Here is a 20,395-nt window from a genome sequence, read left to right as displayed (position 1 = left end):
GCGAGCCCGGCGCTCCTCAGAACGGATACCAGCGCACGCTCTCGTCGCCGTCCCGCAAGGACGCCACTCTGCGCTCGAACTCGGCCAGTGCCTTGGGGTTGACCGGCGCGTGCTGGGCGACCCAGGCGCAGCTCGCCGTCTCCCGTGCTCCCCGGAGCACCGAACAGCCCGCCCACTCACGGACGTCCCAGCCGTACGCCTCGGTGAAGGAGTCGTACGCCTCGGCCGGGAGCCCGTAGCGGTCACGGGACAGCGCCATGACCACCAGGTCGTGCTCGCGCAGGTCCGCGGAGAAGGTCTCCAGGTCGACCAGAACCGGTCCGTCGGGGCCGACATGGACGTTGCGGGGCAGCGCGTCGCCGTGGATCGGGCCCGGCGGCAGATGCGGAATCAGCTCGGCCGCGGCCGTCGCGAAGCCGTCGCGCCGGGCCCGCAGGTACGCCGCGTCCACGGGGTCGATCGCGTCGCCCGCCAGGCGCAGCCAGCGCTCCACACCGCCCAGCAGTTCGCGGGGCGGCAAGGCGAAGGAGGGGGAAGGAAGTGCGTGCACCACCCGTAGCAGTTCGGCCAGGTCTCGCGGTTCGGCGGGACGTACGGGATCGGGCAGCCGGTGCCACACCGTCACCGGGTGGCCGTCGACCAGCCGTGCCTCGGGCCCGGCCGCCCGCACCGCCGGGACGCCCGCCTCGGCGAGCCAGGCCGCGATGTCCAGTTCCCGCCGTGCGCGGTCGAGGAGTTCGGCATCGCGCCCCACCTTGACCACCAGGTCACCGGCCGCGAACACCGCGTTCTCGCCCAGGGCGAGGAGAGCCGCCTCCGGTACCGGCCCCGGCAGCACGTCCGCCGCGCGCAGTACGCTCCGCGCCTCTGCCTCGTCCATCCCGCGCCTCCCATGGCTCTCGCCGACTTCCGCACACGACGTCACGATCACGCCATTTACGACCGCCAGTGTTGCATTCGCACTGGTCGGACGCCCACGAAGGGGGGCTGCGCGCTGCCTTGACGTGGCGTCAGCCCATCAGCACGATGACGGGGGCCGCCGGGACGGCCGGACCCCCAGGAGCCGCCCGAAGGAGTCGAATCCGTGACATTGGCGAGCGCCACGAGGCGGTCGACGAAGCGTGCGCCCGGCGCGGGCGCGGGCGCGGACCGTCGTTCCGCCGGCCACGGCGCCTGGTTCCTGGTGCTGCCCGCACTGATCCCGATCCTGGTGCTCAGCGTCGGACCGCTGCTGTACGGGATCACGCTGGCGTTCACCGACTCACAGTCGGGGCGGACGCGGTCCACGCAGTGGATCGGGGTGCTCAACTTCCGGGACCTGCTGCACGACACGCTGTTCTGGGACTCGTTCCGGATCGGCCTGCTGTGGGCGGTCGGGGTGACCGTGCCGCAGTTCCTCCTCGCGCTCGGCCTCGCCCTCCTGCTCAACCAGGAGCTGCGCCTGCGCTGGCTCGCGCGCGCCCTCGCGATCGTCCCGTGGGCGATGCCCGAGGTCGTCGTCGGCGTCATGTGGCGCATCGTCTACAACCCGGACGCGGGCATCCTCAACGAAACGCTGCGCGACCTCGGTCTCGGGGACGGCCGTGACTGGCTGAGCGGCCTGGCGACCGCCCTGCCCGCCGTCATCGTGGTCGGCGTCTGGGCGGGCATGCCCCAGACGACGGTGGCCCTGCTCGCCGGCCTCCAGAACACCCCGCGCGAACTGCACGAGGCGGCCGCGATGGACGGCGCGGGCGCCGGGCGCCGCTTCCGGACGGTCACCTGGCCCGCGCTGAGACCGGTCGCGCTCGCTGTCACGGCGCTCAACTTCATCTGGAACTTCAACTCGTTCGCGCTGGTCTACGTGCTGACCAACGGAGGCCCCGGCGGCCGTACGCGGCTGCCGATGCTCTTCGCGTACGAAGAGGCCTTCCGCTACGGCCAGTTCGGCTACGCGGCGGCGATGGGATGCGTGATGGTGGCGTTGATCTCGGTCCTCCTCGCCGTCTTCCTCGTCGGCCGGCTGAGGGGAGGTGCGGACGCATGAGGACCAGCAAGGGCGCCCGCGCGGGCCAGTACCTCGCGCTGCTCGGCTATCTCGTCTTCCTCGCCTTCCCCTTCCTCTGGCTGATCTCCACCGCCTTCAAACCCCCGGGCGAACTGGCGAGCCTGCACCCCACCTGGATCCCCGAGAACCCCACCCTCGCCAACTTCCGGCAGGCCTTCGACGAGCAGCCGCTGCTGCGGGCAGCGCTCAACTCCCTGATCGCGGCGCTCGGTGCGGCGGTGATCGCCGTACTGATCGCGACCCCGATGGCGTACGTCATGGCACGGCACCGCACGCGGCTCGCGAAGGCCGCCACCGGCTGGGTCGTGGTCAGCCAGGCCTTCCCGTTCGTGCTCGTGATCATTCCGCTGTTCCTGGTCCTCAAGAACCTCCGGCTGATCAACTCGCTGCCGGGGCTGATCATGGTCTACGTGGTGTGGGCGCTGCCGTTCGCGCTGTGGATGCTGGTGGGCTATGTACGGGCCGTGCCAACCGAGTTGGAGGAGGCGGCGGCGGTCGACGGGGCGGGGAGACTGCGCACCCTGATCTCCATCACCGCGCCACTGCTCGCGCCGGGCATCGTGGCGACGGCGCTGTTCGCGTTCATCAGCGCGTGGAACGAGTTCTTCTTCGCGCTCGTACTCCTCAAGACCCCGGAGAAACAGACGCTCCCGGTCGTCCTCACGCACTTCATCGGGGCCGAGGGGGTCGCGGACCTCGGGCCGCTCGCCGCGGCGGCGTTCCTCGCGACACTCCCCTCGCTGGTCGTCTTCGCGATCATCCAGAAGCGGATCACGGGCGGCATGCTCGCCGGGGCGGTGAAGAGCTGATGCGTACGCGATGGATCCTCACACTGGTCATGGGACTGCTGCTCACGGCCTGCTCCTCGGACGACGGCAGCTCCGACGGACGGATCACTCTCCGGTTCCAGTCCCTCGCCTGGCAGCAGGAGTCCGTCGACGCCAACAAGGAGCTGGTGCGGGAGTGGAATTCCGCGCACCCGGACGTCAAGGTCGAGTACGTACAGGGGAGCTGGGACAGCGTCCACGACCAGCTGCTCACCTCCTTCGAGGGCGGTGAGGCGCCGGACATCATCCATGACGCCTCGGACGACCTCGCGGACTTCGCGTACGGCGGCTACCTCGCCGATCTGAGTGAGTTGCTGCCCGCCCGGCTGAAGTCCGACATCCCGCAGCGCAGTTGGGAGACGACGACCTTCGGGGACGGGATCTACGGCGTGCCGTTCCTCCAGGAGCCGCGCGTCCTCATCGCCAACGCCGAGTGGCTCAGGGAGTCGGGGGTTCGCATCCCGACACCGGAGAACCCGTGGACGTGGGAGGAGTTCCGCTCGATCGCGAAGGAACTGAGCGGCGGGGGGAAGTACGGGGTCGCCTGGCCGCTCAAGGAACCGGTCTCCGCGACCCTCAACCTCTCCCTGTCCACCGGCGGGCAGATGTTCCACCGGGGCGCGGACGGCAGGGTGACGGTCCGTTTCGACGCGGCCGACGAGGTGGTGCCGGGGACGGTGCACGACGAGGTGAACACGGACGGGAGCGCGTCGAGCAGCACGCTCGGCATGGGTGGCTCCGACACGCTGCCCGGGTTCTTCGGCGGCAAGTACGCGATGGTCCCGCTCGGCTTCTCCTACCGTCAGCAGATCGTGCAGCAGGCGCCGAAGGGCTTCGACTGGCAGGTGCTGCCCGCCCCGGCCGGCGCGGACGGCCTCGCCCAGGGTGTCAGCCCGCAGACCCTCTCCGTCGCCGAGGACAGCCCGCACAAGGAGGAGGCCGCCGAGTTCATCGACTTCCTGCTCCAGCCGAAGAACATGGTCCGCCTCGCCCTCGGCGACTGGATGCTGCCCACCGGCACCGAGGCCCTTGATGACCCCGCCCTGCACACCACCAAGGACGACTGGGCGACCGGCACCGCGCTCGCCGCCCACCTGCGCTCGGCGCCCGCCCAGTCCGTGCGCGGCTACCCCGAGTGGAAGGACAAGGTCGCGACCCCCGCGTTCCAGGAGTACTACAGCGGGGCGATCGACCTCGATGAGCTGAGAAAACGGCTGGTGGAGGACGGGAATCTGGTGCTGGCGCGCTATCAGAGATGAGCCCGACGGGACACCCCGACCAGAACGCCGACATGCTCCAGGCGCTCGGCGTGGCCCGGCACCTACCGATGGAGGAAGCGACCGCGATGCCCCTGCGGGAGGCGGTTCTCGCACTGGGCGCGGACCCCGAGGTGGCGCGCCGCCTGGCGGAGATCCAGGACGGGATGGCGGGGGAGGGAGGAACGCGGCGGGCAGCCGACCTCATCGAGGCCGAGCTGCCCGCGATCACCTGTGGAGCACCCGTGGTGTAGCTATACCCCGACCTTCTCGCCCTCCACGGAGGGCGGCCGGGGCGGTGCCACGGCCTCGGCCGACTCGTCGTGCGTGAGGTCGGGCAGGCGGTTCATCCACTTGGGCAGGTACCAGTTGCGCTCGCCGAGCAGGGCCATCACGGCCGGCAGCAGCACACCGCGGATGATGGTCGCGTCGATGAGCACCGCGGCCGCAAGGCCCACACCCATCTGCTTCATGGACTGCATGGACAGTGTTCCGAAGATCGCGAACACGGCGACCATGATGACCGCGGCGCTGGTGACGACACCGGCCGTGGTCACCACGCCGTGCCGGATGGCGTCCTTGGTGTCGCGGCCCCGCAGCCGTGCCTCGCGGATCCGCGAGACCACGAACACGTGGTAGTCCATCGAGAGCCCGAAGAGGATCACGAAGAGGAACAGCGGCAGCCAGGTGACGATGGCGCCCACGCCCTCCGCGCCCACCAGCGACGCGCCCCAGCCGTGCTGGAAGACGGCGACCAGGATGCCGTAAGCAGCCGCCACCGAAAGGAGGTTGAGGACGATCGAGGTGATCGCGATCGTCAGCGAGCGGAACGAGAGCAGCATCAGCAGGAAGGCGAAGACGACCACGAAGGCGAAGACCGGGGTCACCGAGCCGATGAGCTGCTCGTTGAAGTCGTGTGATCCCGCGACCTGTCCGGTGATCGGCGCCTGCACGCCGTCGACCTTGCCGAGTGTGTCCGGCCGTACGGTGTCGCGCAGCAGGCCCAGGCTCTCCTCCGCCTTGTCCTGATCGGAACCTCCGACGAGCGGTACGGAGACGAAGGCGACGTTCTGCGCGTCATGCACCTTGATGTCGACCGGGCCGAGCGAGGCGCCCGAACTGATCGCCTCCGTACGGAAGTCGGCGAGCGCGGACCTCACGTCTGCTGCGTTGATGTCGTTCGCCTTGACCACCACCACGGCGGGATCGGAACCGCCGGGGAAGGCGTCGTTGACGCGGTTGTACGTGCCCACGATCGGCAGTGAGTCGCCGAACTCCTGGTCCAGGGTGAGGTTCTGCGTCTTCATGCCCAGTGCGGGGGCGGAAATGGCCAGCAGCGCGCCGGCGGCGACGACGAGGGCGAGGCCGGGCTTGGCGAGTACGACCTTCAGCACGGCGCCCCAGAAGCGGCTCTCGCCGTTGCCCTTGCCCCCGTTGCCGTTCCTGCGCCGCTTGGCGCGGTGCAGGAAGGGGATGCGCCCCTTCTCGACCCGCTCGCCGAGCAGCGACAGCAGGGCCGGCAGTACCGTCACGGAGCCGACCATGGCAACCGCCACGACCATCAGCGAGGCCAGGCCCATCGCCTCGAACTCGGCGAGTCCGGTGAAGAGCATGCCCGCCATCGCCACGCACACCGTCACACCCGAGACGATGATCGCGCGGCCACTGGTCGCGGCGGCGATCCGCAGGGCGGTCTCGGGGTCGTGGCCCGCCTCGCGCTCCTCGCGTTCACGGCGCAGGTAGAACAGGCAGTAGTCGACGCCGACGGCCAGGCCGACGAGGAGCATCACGGAGCCGGCCGTGTCACTCATCGGCATGACATGGCTGACGACGGCCATCAGGCCCATCGTTGCCACGATCGCGCTGATCGCGAGCGCAACCGGCACCAGCGCCGCCACCAGCGCGCCGAACGCGATCAGCAGAATGCCGAAGGCCACCGGTACGGCGGAGAGTTCGGCCCGCTTGAAGTCCTTGCCGAACGCGTCGCTGAAGGTCTTGTTCATGCTGGCGCCGCCGATCTCCTCGATCCGCAGCTCCGAGTGGTCCTTCTGCACCCCCTCGACAGCGTTCAGCACCGGCTCGATGCGGTCGCCCGCGGTCTCCGGGTCGCCGCGCATGTCGAACTGCACGAGGACGCTCCGGCCGTCCTTCGAGATCGTCCGCGTGTCGTACGGCGATGCCACATCCGTGACCTCACCGGTGCCCTCGACCGCAGAGACGACCTCCGCGACAGCGCCGCGGAACCCGGCGTCCGTGGCCTTGACGCCGGTGTCCTTCGCCTGGATCAGGACGCTCTCACTGGCCGGCTCCTCGATGCCCGCGTCCTCGACTATCTTCGCGGCGGTGTGCGTCTCGCCCTTGAGAGCGTCGCTCTCCTTGACCTCGACACTGCCCGCGACCGAGCCGAGCCCCACCGCCAGGACGACGAACAGCACCCAGATTCCGACGGCAGCCCAACGATGACGGGCGCTCCACCCGCCCGCCCGGGCGGCGATCCCCCGCACCCTCGTGTCTCCGTTCCCCATGACGGGCCAGCCCCTTTGTGTCCGGTGACAACCCCCTGCCGCCACCTCTACAACGAAGGTATGGGCCGGATAAGAGCGTCTCGTCGTGCTGTCCGGTGAGCCGCCGAGGGCCGGACTCCTCCCCGCGGACCGCGACGACTCCGCACTGCGGAGGACGAGGGCCCCTACACCTAAAGGGGCTTCTCGGGGGTCGTGATCAGGGTGGCCGCTCGCCCTATGGTGTGCGGATGACGACGATGACGTACGCGGCGCTGCTGCGCGGGATCAATGTGGGCGGCAGCAAGAAGGTGCCGATGGCCGAACTGCGCGCCCTGCTGGAGGGGCTCGGATACGGCGGCGTACGCACGTATCTCCAGAGCGGCAACGCCGTCTTCACCGCCGGTCACGGGGACGAGGAGTCCCTGGCCGCCGAGCTTGCGGCGGCCATCGAGAAGCACTTCGGCTTCGCGGTCGGCGTCCTGGTGCGCGACCACGCCTACCTCAAGGCCGTACGGGAGGCGTGTCCCTTCCCGGCCGCCGAACTGGAGGGCAAGCAACTGCACGCCACCTACTTCTCCGGCCCCGTCGACGCCGAGCGCTTCGCCATGGTCGCCCAAACGGCCTTCCTGCCGGAGGAGTTCCGCCTGGGCGACCGCGTCCTTTACCTCTACACCCCCGACGGCCTCGGCCGCTCCAAACTGGCAGAGGCCCTCGCCAAGCCCAGACTCCTCAAGGACATCACCGCCACCACCCGCAACTGGAACACCGTCATCAAACTGGAGGAGCTCACCGCTGCCGCAGAGTGACCTTCCGCTCGCTGCCGTAGGTCGTGCGGTCAACCCCGGGCGTTCAGGCGGGACATGTCGTCGTCGCTGAGGCGGACCGTGCCCGCGTCCAGGTTCTCCACCAGATGCGTGAGGGAGGCCGTGCCCGGGGTCGGGCAGAGGGTCGGGGATCGGTGCAGCAGCCAGGCCAGCGCGATCTGTCCCGGTGTCGCCCCGTGTTCGGCGGCGAGCTCGGTGCACACCGGGTCGGAGGTCAGTGAACCGTTGCCGAGGGGGAACCACGGGAGGAAGGCGATTCCGTGTGCCTCGCACAGCCGCAGCAGCGCGTCCGACGAACGGTCGAGCAGGTTGTAGCGGTTCTGCACGGTCGCGATGTCCGTCAACTCCCGTGCCGATTGGAGCTGTTCGGCGGTGATGCTGTCCAGTCCGATGTACCGGATCTTGCCCTCCGCGCGAAACTCGTCCAGCGCGCCGAGCTGTTCGGCCAGTGGCACGTCCGGGTCCAGTCGGTGCAACTGGTACAGGTCGATCGTGTCGAGGCGTAGTCTCCGCAGGCTTGCCTCGCACATCGCCCGCAGCTGCTCGGGCCGTCCGGCGATGTGCCAGGCGCTGTCGCTGGTGCGGACGACGCCGCCCTTCGTGGCGATCACCAGGCCCTCGGGGTACGGGTGCAGGGCCTCGGCGACCAGGTCCTCGGCGATCGACGGACCGTAGTTGTCGGCGGTGTCGATCAGCGTGACCCCGCGGTCCACGGCCCGCCGGAGTACGGCCACCGCGTCCCGGGCGTCGCCGCGCGGTCCCCAGTAACCGGGGCCGGTCAGCTGAGCGGTGCCGTAGCCGAGCCGTCGTACCGGCAGCTCCCCGCCGACTTCGAATCTTTCCTCAAGCATTTGATGGAGCGTACACACGACTGTGCGAGGCTGATCTCCATGCGCTACATCATCATCGGGGCCGGTGCGGTCGGCGGGACCGTCGGAGGCCGGCTGGCGGAGGCGGGGCACGAGGTCGTGCTGGTCGCGCGGGGTGCGCACTACGCGGCGCTGCGCGAGGGCGGGCTGAGGCTCGTGACCCCGCAGGGCACGTCCACACACCGGCTGCCCACCGTCGAGGGGCCCGAGGCGCTCGGGGAACTGCGCGCCGACGACGTACTGGTGCTCGCCGTCAAGACGCAGGACAGCGAGGCGGCACTGGAGGTCTGGGGTCCGCGCCCGGTGGCGGGCGGCGGTACGGCCGCCGAGCGGCTGTCGCTGGTCTGCGCGCAGAACGGGCTGGAGAGCCAGCGGCTGGCGCTGCGCCGGTTCCGCCGGGTGTACGGGGTCTGCGTCTGGCTGCCCGCCACCTTCGTCGAACCCGGCGTCGTCTCCGCCCCCGGCAGCCCGCTCAGCGGCATCCTGCGCCTCGGCCGCTATCCCCACGGCACGGACGAGACGGCCCGCCGTATCGCCGCCGACCTGGAGTCGACCGCCCGCTTCGAGGCGCCGGTCGTGCCCGACGTGACCCGCTGGCAGTACGCGAAGCTCCTCGGCAATCTAGGCAACGCCATCGGGGCGGTGAGCGGCGTCGTGTCCGGCGAGGAGGGGCTCGCGCTCCTCGGACGCGTACGCGCGGAGGGCGAGGCGGTGCTCGACGCCGCCGGGATCGCGTACGCCGGCCAGGAGGAAGAGCGGCGGGCCCGGGGCGACAAGGTCCACTTCGACCCGCACGACTCCGCACGCGGCGCGGGCTCCTCCTGGCAGTCCCTCAGCCGTGGCACCGGCACCATCGAAGCCGACTACCTCAACGGCGAGATCGTCCTCCTGGGCCGCCTGCACGGCGTACCGACCCCGCTGAACGAGCTGCTCCAGCGGCTGGCGAACACGTTCGCGCGCGAGCGGCGGGAGGCGGGGTCGATGCCGCTGGCGGAGCTGGTGGGCCTCGCCGACGCGGCTGTCACGTCGTAGGACGCTGTCACGCCGTAACAGGCGAGTGTGTCGCGTTTGTTCAAGAGGAGCGCGGGCCGCATCCCTAGCGTGAGGTGCATGAACCAAGAGAGCGTGTACCCGTACATGACCGAATGCGCCGCCGAAGCCGCTCGCGTCGCGCGCGGCGTCCCGGCCGGCCGGCTGTCCGGTCCCACCCCCTGCGCGGAGTGGGACCTCCGGAGCCTGGTCAACCACTGGGTCCTCTACACCTCGCACGGACTGGAGCACCGGGCGCTGCGCGTGCAGCTCTCCGAGGAGCTCACCGGGCGCGACTTCACGGCCGACCCCAACTGGGCGCAGGGATACGCCGACCAGCTCGACCGGGCCGTCGCCGCCTGGGCCGACCCGGCGGTCTGGGAGGGCGAGGTCGACCTCGGGGGCGCGAAGATGCCGGCCGGTGAACTCGCCTCGATGATCGTCAAGGAGATGGCGGTGCACGGCTGGGACGTCGCCACGGCGACCGGCCAGGAGTTCCGCGTCTCGGACGGCGCGGGCCGGCTCGTCCTGGACGTCGTGGAGACCCACGGCGACCTCTACCGCCAGTACGACGGCTTCGCCGACCCGGTGGCCGTGTCCATCGACGCGCCCGCCTTCGAGCGTGCACTTGCGTCGAGCGGGCGGGATCCGCGCGGGGCCGCCGTGGGCAACGTGGACCTGTGAAACCGGCCTGGTCAGCCCACCGCCGCCAACGCCGGCAGTGAAGCCTCGTCGTACCGGTCAAGGAGCACCCGCGCCACCTCCGGCGCCGGACCGAGTACATCGGCGAGTACGTCCGCCTCGGCCGCCCCCCGCGCGATGCGGTCCGGCAGGAAACCGGGCGCGAGGACATAGCGTGCCACCGCGACCCGGGCGCAGCCCAGTTCACGCAGCTCGCGTACTGCGTCCTCCGTGCGGGGCCCCGACGCGGAGGCGAACGCGGGTCGTACGGCGCGCCAGCCGGTGTGCCGCCACTCCCGCGCGAACTCGGCGATCACGGCGAGCGCCTCTGGGTCAGTGGACCCCGCCGAGGCCAGCACGACCCCGGTCGAGGACCTGTCGGCAGGCGTCAACCCGGCCTCGTACAAACGGCGTTCGAGGGCGGAGAGCAGCAGCGGCGACGGGCCGAGCACCTCCGCCTGGCGGATGCGGAGCCGGCGCGGTGCGGCGCGCAGGACCGCCGGGATGTCCGACTTCGCATGGAACGCGCGGGTCAGCAGCAGCGGGAGGGCCACCACGTCCCGTACGCCCTCGGCCGCCAGGGACTCCAACACCCCGTTCACTGAAGGGATGTTGAAGTCCAGGAAGCCGGTCTCGACGCGGAGGCCGGGGCGTTGTGCCCGTACTCGCCGCACCAGGGCGTGCACCGTCGCGGCATGCCGCGGGTCGCGGCTGCCGTGGGCGATGACCAGGAGGACCGGCTGATGGCGCATCATCGGCTCAGCTCTTCACCAGCAGACCGCGGGTGCGCAGTACCCACCGCTCCAGCGGGCTGAAGATCAGCAGGTCGATGGCGATTCCGACGAACAGGATGAGCAGGATGGCGAGGAAGACGGTCGCCATGTCGCTGTTGTTGCGGCCGTTCTCCAGCAACTGGCCGAGCCCCACGCCCAGATCGGGGAAGCTCGCGATGATCTCCGCAGCCATCAGCGAACGCCACGAGAACGCCCAGCCCTGCTTCAGGCCCGCCAGGTAGCCGGGCAGGGCGGCCGGCATGACGACGTGCCAGGTGCCACGCAGACCCGTCGCGCCCAGTGTGCGTCCCGCGCGCAGATACAGCGGCGGCACCTGGTCGATGCCCGAGACCAGGCCGTTGGCGATCGAGGGGACCGCGCCGAGCAGGATCACCGCGTACATCATCGAGTTGTTCAGGCCCAGCCAGATCACGGCCGGCGGGACCCACGCCACCGACGGGAGGGACTGCAGGCCCGACAGGATCGGGCCGATCGCCGCGCGGATGAACTTCACGCGCGCCACCAGCAGACCCAGCGGGGTACCGATGGCGAGTGCGAGGACGAAGCCGGCCAGGCCGCGCGAGACGCTCGTCCAGATGTAGCCGAGCAGCTTGCCCTCCAGCCAGGCCTGCTGGATCTGGTCCCAGACGGCGCCGGGTGAGGGCAGCTTGCTCGGGTCGGTGACGACCTCGAACGTGATCAGCGCCTGCCACACCAACAGCACCAGCGCGACGGCGATGATCGGCGGCAGGATCTTCTGGACGAAGGTCTCGCGGAAGGGGGTGCGGCCCGTGTGGGTACTCTCCAGGGCGTCGAGGCCCGCCTCCAGACCGGCGAGATCGTGGGTGTCCTTGGCGACCGCGTCGGTCTTGGTCTCAGTGCTGGCCATGACGGCGGATCTCCCCACGCAGTTCTTCGGTGATCTCGACGGACAGCTCCGCCACGGCGGTGTCCTCGATGCGGCGCGGCTGCGGGATCTCCACCGTCCACTCGCGCGCGATTCGCCCCGGCCGCGAGGAGAGCAGGACGACGCGCTCCGCGAGCCGTACCGCCTCGCGCACGTTGTGCGTGACGAACAGCACCGACACGCTCGTCTCGCGCCAGATGCGGGTCAGCTCGTCGTGCAGTACGTCCCTGGTGATGGCGTCGAGAGCCGCGAACGGCTCGTCCATCAGCAGCAGTTGGCTGTCCTGCGCGAGGGCGCGGGCCAGCGCGACACGCTGGCGCATACCGCCGGACAGCTCGTGCACGCGCTTGCCGTACGCGCCCTTGAGACGGACGAGTTCGAGCAGTTCCTCGGCCTTCTCGCGCCGCTCGGTCTTGGCAACACCCCGCAGGCGCAGGGCGAGTTCGATGTTCTTGCCCGCGGTCAGCCAGGGGAAGAGCGCGTGCTCCTGGAACATCAGGGCCGGGCGGCCGTTCGTCGAGATGCTGCCGGTGGACGGGGCGTCGAGCCCCGCCACCAGGTTCAGCAGCGTCGACTTGCCGCAGCCCGAGGCCCCCAGGAGGGTGACGAACTCGCCCGGCGCGACATCGAGGGTGATGTCGTCGAGGACCAGCTGCTGCCCGGCGGGCCCGGCGAAGGACTTCGAGACGTGCTCGATACGGGCGGCGTGCTCCACCGCTTCGGCGCCGTCGGCAGCCTTGGCGATCGTGGTGGCCATGGTCGTCACCTCCTGGGAACTCATCGGGGACCGGGCTTACTTGACGCCGAGACCGGCGTCGTCGACCGGGCTCTCGCCCTCGGCCTTGAGGACCTTGTTGAGCAGCGTGAGGTCGTAGATGCCGGCAAGGTCGGGCTTCTCCAGCAGACCCGCCTTCACCGCGTGGTCGGCCTCGGCGTTGAGCGTGGAGGCCAGCGGGTCGTTGATGAACTGGATGGACTTCCACGCCGGGTCGATCACGTCGGCCGGAAGCTCCTTGCCGGAGTCGATCTTGAGCTGCGCGTTCGCGGAGGCCTTCGCCTCGTCCGGGTTGGCGTTGATCCACTTGTTGGTCGCGACGGAGCCCTTCAGCACGGCCTCGACGACGTCCGGGTGGGCCTTGAGGAACTTCTGCGACACGATGATGTTCGTGATCACGAACTTCTTGTCCGGCCACAGGTCCGCCTCGTCGAGCAGCACTTTGCCGCCCTCGGCGACCAGCTTGGACGCGGTCGGCTCCGGCACCCAGGCGCCGTCGATGGAGCCGTTCTTGTAGGCGTCCGGGGTGACCTTGTTGTCCGTCCGGACGACCGACACATCGCCCTTGCCGCTCTCCGCGTCGACCTTCCAGCCCTGGTCGGAGATCCAGTTCAGCAGCGCCACGTCCTGCGTGTTGCCGAGCTGCGGGGTGGCGATCTTCTTGCCCTTGACGTCCGCCAGGTTCTTGATCTTGTCCGGGTTGACCACCAGCTTCACACCGCCGGAGGCCGAACCGCCGATGATGCGCAGGTCCGTTCCCTTGGACTTGGTGTAGCCGTTGATGGACGGCGAGGGGCCGATCCAGCCGATGTCGATCGAGCCCGAGTTCAGCGCCTCGATCTCGGAGGGACCGGCGTTGAAGATCGCGTACTCGGCCTTGGTGGCACCGAGCTCCTTCTGGAAGAAGCCCTTCTGGTTGCCCACCAGTGCGGTCGCGTGGGTCAGGTTGCCGAAGTAGCCGATCTTCACGGAGTCGAGACCGTCGATCTTCTCGGCGCCGGCGGCGACCTTCGAGGTGCCCTCGTCCTTGGAGTCGGAACCGTAGCCGCAGGCGGCGAGGGTGAGGAGGGGCAAGGCGGCTATCAGGGCGAGGCCGCGCTTCACTGAAGCTGAGCGGATGGCAGGCACGGGAGGTATTCCCCTCGTTGGCCCGGCGGTCACGGGTTCGGTTCGTGGCCGGGAAGGTCGACAGGTCTTCGTCGCGTCCGCGACGTCGGGTGGGGGGACGGGGCGCGCAAGCGGTGCGCGTACGTCATCGCGCACATCGCGCGACTCCGCCCTGCCCGCTGCCGAGGGCGCCGCTGCCGACGCGGCCGCCCTCCTTCGCGAACGTGGAGTAGAAGTCCCTGAGGCTCATGTCAGAAGTCCCAACCGTCGTCGTCGGTCTCGGACTTGACCGGCTCCGGCGAGGCGAACGACTCGCCGACCATGCCCGCGGTCAGCGTGGTGCCGTCGGCCGGGTCGATCAGGATGAACGCGCCGGTGCGCCGCGAGTCGGCGTACGAGTCGAGCGGCAGCGGTTCGGCGGTACGGATCTTGACGCGGCCGATGTCGTTGGCGACGAGCTGTCCGGGGTGCGGATGCAGGGACAGGTCGTCGAGGGTCAGCCGGGACGGGATGTCCTTCACGATCGCCTTGACCGTGCGGGTGCCGTGCTTGAGCAGCACGCGGTGGCCGACGACCAGAGGCGCGTCGGCGACATGGCAGACGGTCGCCTCGACGTCCTGGGTGATCGGCGGCGCGTCCGTGGTCGGCACGATCAGGTCGCCGCGCGAGATGTCGACGTCGTCAGCGAGGAGGAGGGTCACCGACTGCGGGGTCCAGGCCACGTCGACCGGCGTGCCCAGCAGATCGATCCCGGCGATCGTCGACGTACGCCCGGACGGCAGGACGGTGATCGGGGAGCCGACGCGGAAGGTGCCGGCCGCGATCTGGCCCGCGTAACCCCGGTAGTCCGGGTGCTCGGCGGTCTGCGGGCGGATCACGTACTGCACGGGCAGCCGGGCGTGGCAGCTCGCCAGGTCGTGGCTGACCGGCACCGTCTCCAGGTGCTCCAGGACCGTCGGACCGCCGTACCAGTCCATGTTCGCGGAGGGCTCCACCACGTTGTCGCCGGCGAGCGCCGAGATCGGGATCGCGGTGATCTCCGGGACGCCCAGCTCGGAGGCGTACGCCGTGAACTCCTCGGCGATCGCCGCGAAGACGGACTCCTTGTACTCGACGAGGTCCATCTTGTTGACGGCGAGGACGACGTGCGGGACGCGCAGGAGGGCGGCGACGGCGGCGTGCCGGCGGGTCTGCTCGATGACGCCGTTGCGGGCGTCCACGAGGACGACGGCCAGGTCTGCGGTGGAGGCGCCGGTGACCATGTTGCGGGTGTACTGCACGTGCCCCGGGGTGTCCGCCAGGATGAAGCGGCGTTGCGCGGTGGCGAAGTAGCGGTAGGCGACGTCGATGGTGATGCCCTGTTCACGTTCGGCGCGCAGGCCGTCCGTCAACAGCGCCAGGTCGGGGGTGTCCTGGCCGCGGCTGGCGGAGACGCGTTCCACGGCTTCCAGTTGGTCGGTGAGGACCGACTTGGAGTCGTGCAGCAGTCGTCCTACGAGGGTGGACTTGCCGTCGTCGACGGAGCCCGCGGTGGCGAAGCGCAGCAGGGTGGTCGCCGACAACTGCTCGACCGACAGGGGCTCGGTGGGTTCGGTGGTGCTGGTCATGTCTAGAAGTACCCCTCGCGCTTGCGGTCTTCCATCGCGGCCTCGGACATCTTGTCGTCGGCGCGGGTGGCGCCGCGCTCGGTGAGCCGGGAGGCGGCGATCTCGGTGATCACGGCGTCGAGGGTGGTGGCGTCGGAGTCGACGGCGCCGGTGCAGGACATGTCACCGACGGTGCGGTAGCGCACCTGCCGCTTCTCGATCGTCTCGTTCTCGCGAGGCCCGCCCCACTCACCCGCGGTGAGCCACATGTTGGACCGCTTGAACACCTCACGCTCGTGCGCGAAGTAGATCTCGGGCAGCTCGATCCCCTCGCGGGCGATGTACTGCCAGACGTCCAGTTCGGTCCAGTTGGAGAGGGGGAAGACGCGGACGTGTTCGCCGGGTGCGTGGCGGCCGTTGTAGAGCTGCCAGAGTTCGGGGCGCTGGCGGCGGGGGTCCCACTGGGAGAACTCGTCGCGCAGCGAGAAGACCCGCTCTTTGGCGCGGGCCTTCTCCTCGTCGCGGCGTCCGCCGCCGAAGACGGCGTCGAAGCGTTCGGACTGGATCTTCTCCGTCAGCGGCAGGGTCTGCAGCGGATTACGGGTCCCGTCGGGGCGTTCGCGCAGCACACCGCGGTCGATGTAGTCCTGGACGGAGGCCACATGGAGGCGCAGCCCATGTGCGGCGACCACACGGTCGCGGTACTCCAGTACCTCGGGGAAGTTGTGGCCGGTGTCCACGTGCAGCAGCGTGAAGGGAATCGCGGCGGGCGCGAAGGCCTTCAGCGCCAGGTGCAGCATGACGATGGAGTCCTTGCCGCCGGAGAACAGGATCACCGGCCGCTCGAACTCACCCGCCACCTCGCGGAAGATATGCACCGCCTCCGACTCCAAGGCGTCCAGATGAGAAAGGGCGTACGGGCTGCCGGTCCCCTGGGAGGCAGTCACGACGGTCGTCATGCGAGACCCCTCTCGGTGAGCAGCGCATGCAGCGCGGCCGCGGACTCGTGCACGGTCTGGGTGTGCGACTCGATCCGCAGATCGGGTGACTCGGGCTCCTCGTACGGGTCGTCGACCCCGGTGAGCCCCGAGATCTCGCCCGCCGCCTGCTTGGCGTACAGCCCCTTCACATCGCGCTCGCTGCACACCTCGACCGGCGTCGCGACATGCACCTCGATGTACGCCGCCCCACTGACCTGGTGACGTTTGCGCACCGCCTCGCGGCTGTCGGCGTACGGCGCGATCACCGGAACCAGGGCCTTCACGCCGTTGCGGGCGAGCAGGTCGGCGACGTAGCCGATGCGCTGCACGTTCGTGTGCCGGTCCGCGCGGCTGAAGCCGAGGCCCGCCGTCAGGAACGTACGGATCTCGTCGCCGTCGAGCACCTCGACACGGTGGCCCTCCTCGCGCAGCCGCCCGGCGAGTTCGTACGCGATGGTGGTCTTGCCGGCGCTCGGCAGACCCGTGAGCCAGATGGTGGCTCCGGTCGTCACTTGCTTCTCCAGAGTCTCTGTGATGGTCATCCGTGCAGCCCGCACTCGGTCTTGGAGCGGCCGGCCCAGCGTCCGGCGCGCGCGTCCTCGCCCTCGAGGACCTGGCGGGTGCAGGGTGCGCAGCCCACGGAGGCGTAACCGTCCATCAGCAGCGGGTTGGTGAGCACGCCGTGCTCGGCGACGTACGTGTCCACGTCGTCCTGCGTCCAGCGGGCGATCGGGGAGATCTTGACCTTGCGGCGCTTCTCGTCCCAGCCGACGACCGGGGTGTTCGCCCGGGTCGGGGACTCGTCGCGGCGCAGGCCCGTCGCCCAGGCGCTGTACTTGGTGAGCCCCTGCTCAAGGGGCTTGACCTTGCGCAGTGCGCAGCACAGGTCGGGGTCGCGGTCGTGCAGTTGGGGGCCGTACTCGGCGTCCTGCTCGGCGACCGTCTGGCGCGGGGTGAGCGTGATGACGTTGACGTCCATCACGGCCTCTACGGCGTCCCGGGTGCCGATGGTCTCCGGGAAGTGGTAGCCGGTGTCGAGGAAGACGACGTCCACTCCGGGGAGGGCGCGGGAGGCGAGGTGGGCGACCACCGCGTCCTCCATGGAGGAGGTCACGCAGAACCCCTCGCCGAAGGTGGCGACCGCCCACCGGAGGATCTCAAGGGCGGACGCGTCCTCCAGGTCGCGGCCCGCCTGCTCGGCGAGGCTCCTCAAGTCCTCGTCCGTGCGCTCTTCCTGAATCGTCGTCATATCTCTGCCCCTCCACCGTCACTCCGCTGCAGACCCCGGGACAGCAACCCGAGGAACTTCAGCTGAAAGGCCCGATTGCACGCCGCGCATTCCCACGCGCCGTGGCCCTGCTCGCTGGGACGAAGGTCTTCGTCACCGCAGTAGGGGCAGTAGAAAGGGGCGGCTCGCTCGCTCATGTCAGCGACTCCTCGCTGGCACGCGTGGCCCAGGTGGCGAATCGCTCGCCGTCCTCGCGCTCCTCCTGGAACCGCTTGAGGACGCGCTCGACATAGTCGGGAAGCTCGTCCGAAGTGACCTTCAGACCACGGACCTTGCGGCCGAAACCGGCCTCAAGACCGAGCGCGCCGCCCAGGTGCACCTGGAAGCCCTCGACCTGGTTGCCCTCGCCGTCGAGGACCAGCTGGCCCTTGAGACCGATGTCCGCGACCTGGATACGGGCGCAGGCGTTCGGGCAGCCGTTGATGTTGATGGTGATCGGCTCTTCGAACTCGGGGATACGGCGCTCGAGTTCGTCGATCAGGGAGGCCCCGCGCGCCTTGGTCTCGACGATCGCGAGCTTGCAGTACTCGATACCGGTGCAGGCCATCGTGCCGCGCCGGAAGGGGGAGGGATTGACCCTGAGGTCGAGCGCCTCAAGCCCAGCCACCAGCGAGTCGATCTGCTCCTGCTCCACATCGAGGACGATCATCTTCTGCTCGACGGTGGTCCGCAGGCGGCCCGAGCCGTGTGCGGCGGCCAGCTCGGCGATCTTCGTGAGGGTGGCGCCGTCCACGCGGCCCACGCGCGGTGCGAAGCCGACGTAGAAGCGGCCGTCCTTCTGCCGGTGCACGCCGACGTGGTCGCGCCAGCGGGCGACGGGCTGGTCGGGCGCCGGGCCGTCGACGAGCTTCCGCTTGAGGTAGTCGTCCTCCAGGATCTGGCGGAACTTCTCGATACCCCAGTCGGCGACCAGGAACTTCAGGCGGGCGCGGGTGCGCAGCCGCCGGTAGCCGTAGTCACGGAAGATGGAGATGACGCCCTCGTAGACGTCCGGGACCTCGTCCAGCGGGACCCAGGCGCCAAGGCGCTGGCCGATCTTGGGGTTGGTGGAGAGGCCGCCGCCGACCCAGACGTCGAAGCCGGGGCCGTGCTCCGGGTGGTTCACGCCGACGAAGGCGATGTCGTTGATCTCGTGCGCCACGTCGAGCAGCGGTGAGCCGGAGATCGCGGACTTGAACTTGCGGGGCAGGTTCGAGAAGTCCTTGTTGCCGATGATCCGGCGGTGGATCACGTCGATGGCGGGCGTGCCGTCGATGATCTCGTCCTCGGCGATCCCGGCGACGGGCGAGCCGAGGATGACGCGGGGCGTGTCACCGCAGGCCTCGGTCGTGGACAGCCCGACCGCTTCGAGGCGCTCCCAGATCTCCGGGACGTCCTCGATGCGGATCCAGTGGTACTGCACGTTCTGCCGGTCGGTGAGGTCGGCGGTGCCGCGCGCGAACTCCTGCGAGATCTCGCCGATGACCCGGAGCTGCTCGGTGGTCAGCCGCCCGCCGTCGATGCGCACGCGCAGCATGAAGTACTTGTCGTCCAGCTCCTCCGGCTCCAGGATCGCGGTCTTGCCGCCGTCGATCCCGGGCTTGCGCTGGGTGTACAGGCCCCACCAGCGCATCCGCCCGCGCAGGTCGTTGGGGTCGATCGAGTCGAAGCCCCGCTTGGAGTAGATCGTCTCAATGCGTGTCCGCACATTGAGACCGTCGTCGTCCTTCTTGAACTGTTCGTTGCCGTTGAGCGGGGTGAAGTGACCCACGGCCCACTGACCCTCGCCGCGGTGACGGCTCACCTTGCGGCGGGGCGCGGCGGGATTCTGCGGGGTGGCGGCCATGGTCGATACGTCCTTCGGGACTGCGGGGGACAGGAAGGAGAGCGGCCCTCGCCTGCGTGAACGTGCACATACGGAAGTACGTGCGCCTCATTGCGCAGGGGGAGGCAAACGGGAAATGCCGGCTGTGCCGGGGCTGTCAGCCCACCGGACAGATGGCGCTGGATACGCGGCCGAGGTCGACGTGCCGCCGACTCACCAAGGCAATCCCAGTTCCAGACATGACGGAAGCGTGTCATGAGGGTCTCGGGACAGTCCACCGTCATCCATCATGTGGACACCCTGGTCCCGGATCGTGAGACGGAGATGTTGTCGGTCACATGACCAGGCTCTACGCCCGCCCGGGGCCCGGCAAGATCCCATGACGCCGCAGGTCAGCGACTGTTCAGACGGCTCGCGCCCCCGGCCACGGGCCGGGCGCGGCCCCCTCCGGCTCCTCCGTCACCTTGGTGTCAAAGAGCCTGAAACCACGCCGCAGGTAGTTGTCCATCGCATGCTCCCCGTCCTTGCTGCATGTATGCAGCCAGACCCGCTTGGTCTCCGCCCGCTCCGGCAGGCGCTCCGCCAGGTCCCAGGCACGCGCGACACCGTAGGAGAGGAGGTGCCCGCCGATCCGGCGCCCCCGGAAGGCGGGGATCAGCCCGAAGTAGGCGATCTCCACGACACCGTCGTCCTGCGGGGCGAGCTCCACGTACCCGGCGGGCGTCCCCCGGTCGTATGCGACCCAGGTCTCCACGCCCGGCTTGTCCAGGAGCTCCTGCCACCGCTCGTACGACCAGCCGAGCCGGTCGGTCCAGCGGATGTCCCCGCCGACCGACGCGTACAGGAACCTGCTGAACTCGGGCGAGGGGACCTCGGCGCGGACGATCCGGACGTCCCCGTCGGGCGCGACCGCAGGGAGCAGGTCGGTCGGCGCCGTCTGTTCGAGGGACCAGGTGGTCACGGTGACGTTGCTCATGCGAGCCAGGGAATCACGGGGGTGAGGCCGCCTCCAAAGCGGCCCCTTGCCCGGCCGGGCCCGCATCCGAAGCGGCCTTGCCCGGTCGCTTCGGCGTCGCGTGCACGCGGTCGCGTGCCCGCCGCGCGTGCCTGCCGTCGCGCGCCCGCCGCCGCGGGGGCG

At 69.8% G+C, this 20,395-nt stretch carries 21 protein-coding genes and 1 pseudogene; 7 read left to right on the top strand and 15 right to left on the bottom strand.

Annotation, left to right across the window (positions count from 1 at the left end; translation table 11 throughout):
- Positions 1–16: 16 nt before the first annotated feature.
- Positions 17–880 (bottom strand): phosphotransferase enzyme family protein, encoded by an 864-nt coding sequence (locus ACFVKT_RS25745; RefSeq protein WP_385735350.1) that lies wholly within the window; start codon positions 878–880, stop codon positions 17–19.
- Between the two features lie 204 nt (positions 881–1,084).
- Here ACFVKT_RS25745 and ACFVKT_RS25740 point away from each other — a divergent pair, with 204 nt between their 5' ends.
- The 4 genes and pseudogenes from ACFVKT_RS25740 to ACFVKT_RS25725 form a co-directional block, all read left to right on the top strand.
- On the top strand, positions 1,085–2,026 hold the full coding sequence (locus ACFVKT_RS25740) for a carbohydrate ABC transporter permease (RefSeq protein WP_385735348.1): 942 nt from the start codon (positions 1,085–1,087) through the stop codon (positions 2,024–2,026).
- Entirely contained in the window at positions 2,023–2,856 is an 834-nt protein-coding gene (locus ACFVKT_RS25735; protein WP_385735346.1) for a carbohydrate ABC transporter permease, read from the top strand. Before ACFVKT_RS25740 ends, ACFVKT_RS25735 begins: the two co-directional genes overlap by 4 nt.
- Positions 2,856–4,133, top strand: a complete 1,278-nt coding sequence (locus ACFVKT_RS25730; RefSeq protein ID WP_385735345.1) for an ABC transporter substrate-binding protein — start codon at positions 2,856–2,858, stop codon at positions 4,131–4,133. The genes ACFVKT_RS25735 and ACFVKT_RS25730 overlap by 1 nt, the downstream gene beginning before the upstream one ends.
- Positions 4,088–4,384: pseudogene (locus ACFVKT_RS25725) on the top strand (glycosyl transferase); the annotation flags it as partial. The gene ACFVKT_RS25730 and the pseudogene ACFVKT_RS25725, both read left to right, overlap by 46 nt.
- Here ACFVKT_RS25725 and ACFVKT_RS25720 read toward each other — a convergent pair.
- Positions 4,385–6,655 (bottom strand): MMPL family transporter, encoded by a 2,271-nt coding sequence (locus ACFVKT_RS25720; protein ID WP_385735343.1) that lies wholly within the window; start codon positions 6,653–6,655, stop codon positions 4,385–4,387.
- 227 nt (positions 6,656–6,882) lie between these two features.
- Here ACFVKT_RS25720 and ACFVKT_RS25715 point away from each other — a divergent pair, with 227 nt between their 5' ends.
- The gene (locus tag ACFVKT_RS25715) at positions 6,883–7,440 is read left to right on the top strand and encodes a DUF1697 domain-containing protein (RefSeq protein WP_385735341.1); all 558 of its coding nucleotides are present in this window, start codon (positions 6,883–6,885) and stop codon (positions 7,438–7,440) included.
- 29 nt (positions 7,441–7,469) lie between these two features.
- Here the strand turns inward: ACFVKT_RS25715 and ACFVKT_RS25710 are convergent, their stop codons facing one another.
- Positions 7,470–8,309, bottom strand: a complete 840-nt coding sequence (locus ACFVKT_RS25710) for an aldo/keto reductase (RefSeq protein ID WP_385735339.1) — start codon at positions 8,307–8,309, stop codon at positions 7,470–7,472.
- 39 nt (positions 8,310–8,348) lie between these two features.
- On the opposite strand from ACFVKT_RS25710, the gene ACFVKT_RS25705 reads away from it, so the two are divergent.
- Positions 8,349–9,359, top strand: a complete 1,011-nt coding sequence (locus ACFVKT_RS25705) for a ketopantoate reductase family protein (protein ID WP_385735337.1) — start codon at positions 8,349–8,351, stop codon at positions 9,357–9,359.
- A 78-nt stretch (positions 9,360–9,437) separates the two neighbouring features.
- Positions 9,438–10,040: a TIGR03086 family metal-binding protein gene (locus ACFVKT_RS25700; protein WP_385735336.1), complete on the top strand. Its 603-nt coding sequence runs from the start codon at positions 9,438–9,440 to the stop codon at positions 10,038–10,040.
- An 11-nt stretch (positions 10,041–10,051) separates the two neighbouring features.
- Here the strand turns inward: ACFVKT_RS25700 and ACFVKT_RS25695 are convergent, their stop codons facing one another.
- The 12 genes from ACFVKT_RS25695 to ACFVKT_RS25640 all read right to left on the bottom strand — a co-directional run bounded on the left by ACFVKT_RS25695 (position 10,052) and on the right by ACFVKT_RS25640 (position 20,233).
- The gene (locus ACFVKT_RS25695; RefSeq protein WP_385735702.1) at positions 10,052–10,789 is read right to left on the bottom strand and encodes a sirohydrochlorin chelatase; all 738 of its coding nucleotides are present in this window, start codon (positions 10,787–10,789) and stop codon (positions 10,052–10,054) included.
- A 7-nt stretch (positions 10,790–10,796) separates the two neighbouring features.
- Positions 10,797–11,699, bottom strand: coding sequence for an ABC transporter permease (locus ACFVKT_RS25690; protein WP_385735334.1), 903 nt, complete (start codon positions 11,697–11,699; stop codon positions 10,797–10,799).
- Entirely contained in the window at positions 11,686–12,474 is a 789-nt protein-coding gene (locus tag ACFVKT_RS25685) for an ABC transporter ATP-binding protein (RefSeq protein ID WP_385735333.1), read from the bottom strand. Before ACFVKT_RS25685 ends, ACFVKT_RS25690 begins: the two co-directional genes overlap by 14 nt.
- 36 nt (positions 12,475–12,510) lie before the next feature.
- On the bottom strand, positions 12,511–13,620 hold the full coding sequence (locus ACFVKT_RS25680; RefSeq protein WP_385735331.1) for an aliphatic sulfonate ABC transporter substrate-binding protein: 1,110 nt from the start codon (positions 13,618–13,620) through the stop codon (positions 12,511–12,513).
- Between the two features lie 230 nt (positions 13,621–13,850).
- On the bottom strand, positions 13,851–15,206 hold the full coding sequence (locus tag ACFVKT_RS25675) for a sulfate adenylyltransferase subunit 1 (RefSeq protein WP_385735329.1): 1,356 nt from the start codon (positions 15,204–15,206) through the stop codon (positions 13,851–13,853).
- A gap of 2 nt (positions 15,207–15,208) precedes the next feature.
- Positions 15,209–16,144, bottom strand: a complete 936-nt coding sequence (gene cysD / locus ACFVKT_RS25670) for a sulfate adenylyltransferase subunit CysD (RefSeq protein WP_385735327.1) — start codon at positions 16,142–16,144, stop codon at positions 15,209–15,211.
- Positions 16,141–16,707 carry an adenylyl-sulfate kinase gene (gene cysC, locus ACFVKT_RS25665; RefSeq protein ID WP_385735325.1) on the bottom strand — a complete coding sequence of 189 codons (567 nt, stop codon included), beginning with the start codon at positions 16,705–16,707 and terminating at the stop codon, positions 16,141–16,143. The genes cysD and cysC overlap by 4 nt, the downstream gene beginning before the upstream one ends.
- On the bottom strand, positions 16,704–17,414 hold the full coding sequence (locus ACFVKT_RS25660) for a phosphoadenylyl-sulfate reductase (RefSeq protein WP_385735323.1): 711 nt from the start codon (positions 17,412–17,414) through the stop codon (positions 16,704–16,706). Before ACFVKT_RS25660 ends, cysC begins: the two co-directional genes overlap by 4 nt.
- A complete protein-coding gene (locus ACFVKT_RS25655) occupies positions 17,411–17,590 on the bottom strand; it encodes a hypothetical protein (RefSeq protein ID WP_385735321.1) in 180 nt (59 codons plus the stop codon). Before ACFVKT_RS25655 ends, ACFVKT_RS25660 begins: the two co-directional genes overlap by 4 nt.
- A complete protein-coding gene (locus ACFVKT_RS25650) occupies positions 17,587–19,278 on the bottom strand; it encodes a nitrite/sulfite reductase (protein WP_385735319.1) in 1,692 nt (563 codons plus the stop codon). Before ACFVKT_RS25650 ends, ACFVKT_RS25655 begins: the two co-directional genes overlap by 4 nt.
- A gap of 136 nt (positions 19,279–19,414) precedes the next feature.
- A complete protein-coding gene (locus tag ACFVKT_RS25645) occupies positions 19,415–19,498 on the bottom strand; it encodes a putative leader peptide (RefSeq protein WP_385735700.1) in 84 nt (27 codons plus the stop codon).
- Positions 19,499–19,660: 162 nt separating this feature from the next.
- Positions 19,661–20,233, bottom strand: a complete 573-nt coding sequence (locus ACFVKT_RS25640) for a GNAT family N-acetyltransferase (protein ID WP_385735317.1) — start codon at positions 20,231–20,233, stop codon at positions 19,661–19,663.
- Between the last annotated feature and the right edge of the window lie 162 nt (positions 20,234–20,395).

This window comes from Streptomyces sp. NPDC127595 (genome assembly GCF_042671685.1).
Classification (GTDB): domain Bacteria; phylum Actinomycetota; class Actinomycetes; order Streptomycetales; family Streptomycetaceae; genus Streptomyces.
This window is presented reverse-complemented; position numbering and strand designations above follow the sequence as displayed.

Coding starts and splice junctions, on each gene's coding strand:
- ACFVKT_RS25745 (WP_385735350.1), bottom strand. CDS start 880: ATGGACGAGGCAGAGGCGCGGAGCGTACTGCGCGCGGCGGACGTGCTG.
- ACFVKT_RS25735 (WP_385735346.1), top strand. CDS start 2,023: ATGAGGACCAGCAAGGGCGCCCGCGCGGGCCAGTACCTCGCGCTGCTC.
- ACFVKT_RS25730 (WP_385735345.1), top strand. CDS start 2,856: ATGCGTACGCGATGGATCCTCACACTGGTCATGGGACTGCTGCTCACG.
- ACFVKT_RS25720 (WP_385735343.1), bottom strand. CDS start 6,655: ATGGGGAACGGAGACACGAGGGTGCGGGGGATCGCCGCCCGGGCGGGC.
- ACFVKT_RS25715 (WP_385735341.1), top strand. CDS start 6,883: ATGACGACGATGACGTACGCGGCGCTGCTGCGCGGGATCAATGTGGGC.
- ACFVKT_RS25710 (WP_385735339.1), bottom strand. CDS start 8,309: ATGCTTGAGGAAAGATTCGAAGTCGGCGGGGAGCTGCCGGTACGACGG.
- ACFVKT_RS25705 (WP_385735337.1), top strand. CDS start 8,349: ATGCGCTACATCATCATCGGGGCCGGTGCGGTCGGCGGGACCGTCGGA.
- ACFVKT_RS25700 (WP_385735336.1), top strand. CDS start 9,438: ATGAACCAAGAGAGCGTGTACCCGTACATGACCGAATGCGCCGCCGAA.
- ACFVKT_RS25695 (WP_385735702.1), bottom strand. CDS start 10,789: ATGCGCCATCAGCCGGTCCTCCTGGTCATCGCCCACGGCAGCCGCGAC.
- ACFVKT_RS25690 (WP_385735334.1), bottom strand. CDS start 11,699: ATGGCCAGCACTGAGACCAAGACCGACGCGGTCGCCAAGGACACCCAC.
- ACFVKT_RS25685 (WP_385735333.1), bottom strand. CDS start 12,474: ATGGCCACCACGATCGCCAAGGCTGCCGACGGCGCCGAAGCGGTGGAG.
- ACFVKT_RS25675 (WP_385735329.1), bottom strand. CDS start 15,206: ATGACCAGCACCACCGAACCCACCGAGCCCCTGTCGGTCGAGCAGTTG.
- cysD (WP_385735327.1), bottom strand. CDS start 16,144: ATGACGACCGTCGTGACTGCCTCCCAGGGGACCGGCAGCCCGTACGCC.
- cysC (WP_385735325.1), bottom strand. CDS start 16,707: ATGACCATCACAGAGACTCTGGAGAAGCAAGTGACGACCGGAGCCACC.
- ACFVKT_RS25660 (WP_385735323.1), bottom strand. CDS start 17,414: ATGACGACGATTCAGGAAGAGCGCACGGACGAGGACTTGAGGAGCCTC.
- ACFVKT_RS25655 (WP_385735321.1), bottom strand. CDS start 17,590: ATGAGCGAGCGAGCCGCCCCTTTCTACTGCCCCTACTGCGGTGACGAA.
- ACFVKT_RS25650 (WP_385735319.1), bottom strand. CDS start 19,278: ATGGCCGCCACCCCGCAGAATCCCGCCGCGCCCCGCCGCAAGGTGAGC.
- ACFVKT_RS25645 (WP_385735700.1), bottom strand. CDS start 19,498: ATGTCTGGAACTGGGATTGCCTTGGTGAGTCGGCGGCACGTCGACCTC.
- ACFVKT_RS25640 (WP_385735317.1), bottom strand. CDS start 20,233: ATGAGCAACGTCACCGTGACCACCTGGTCCCTCGAACAGACGGCGCCG.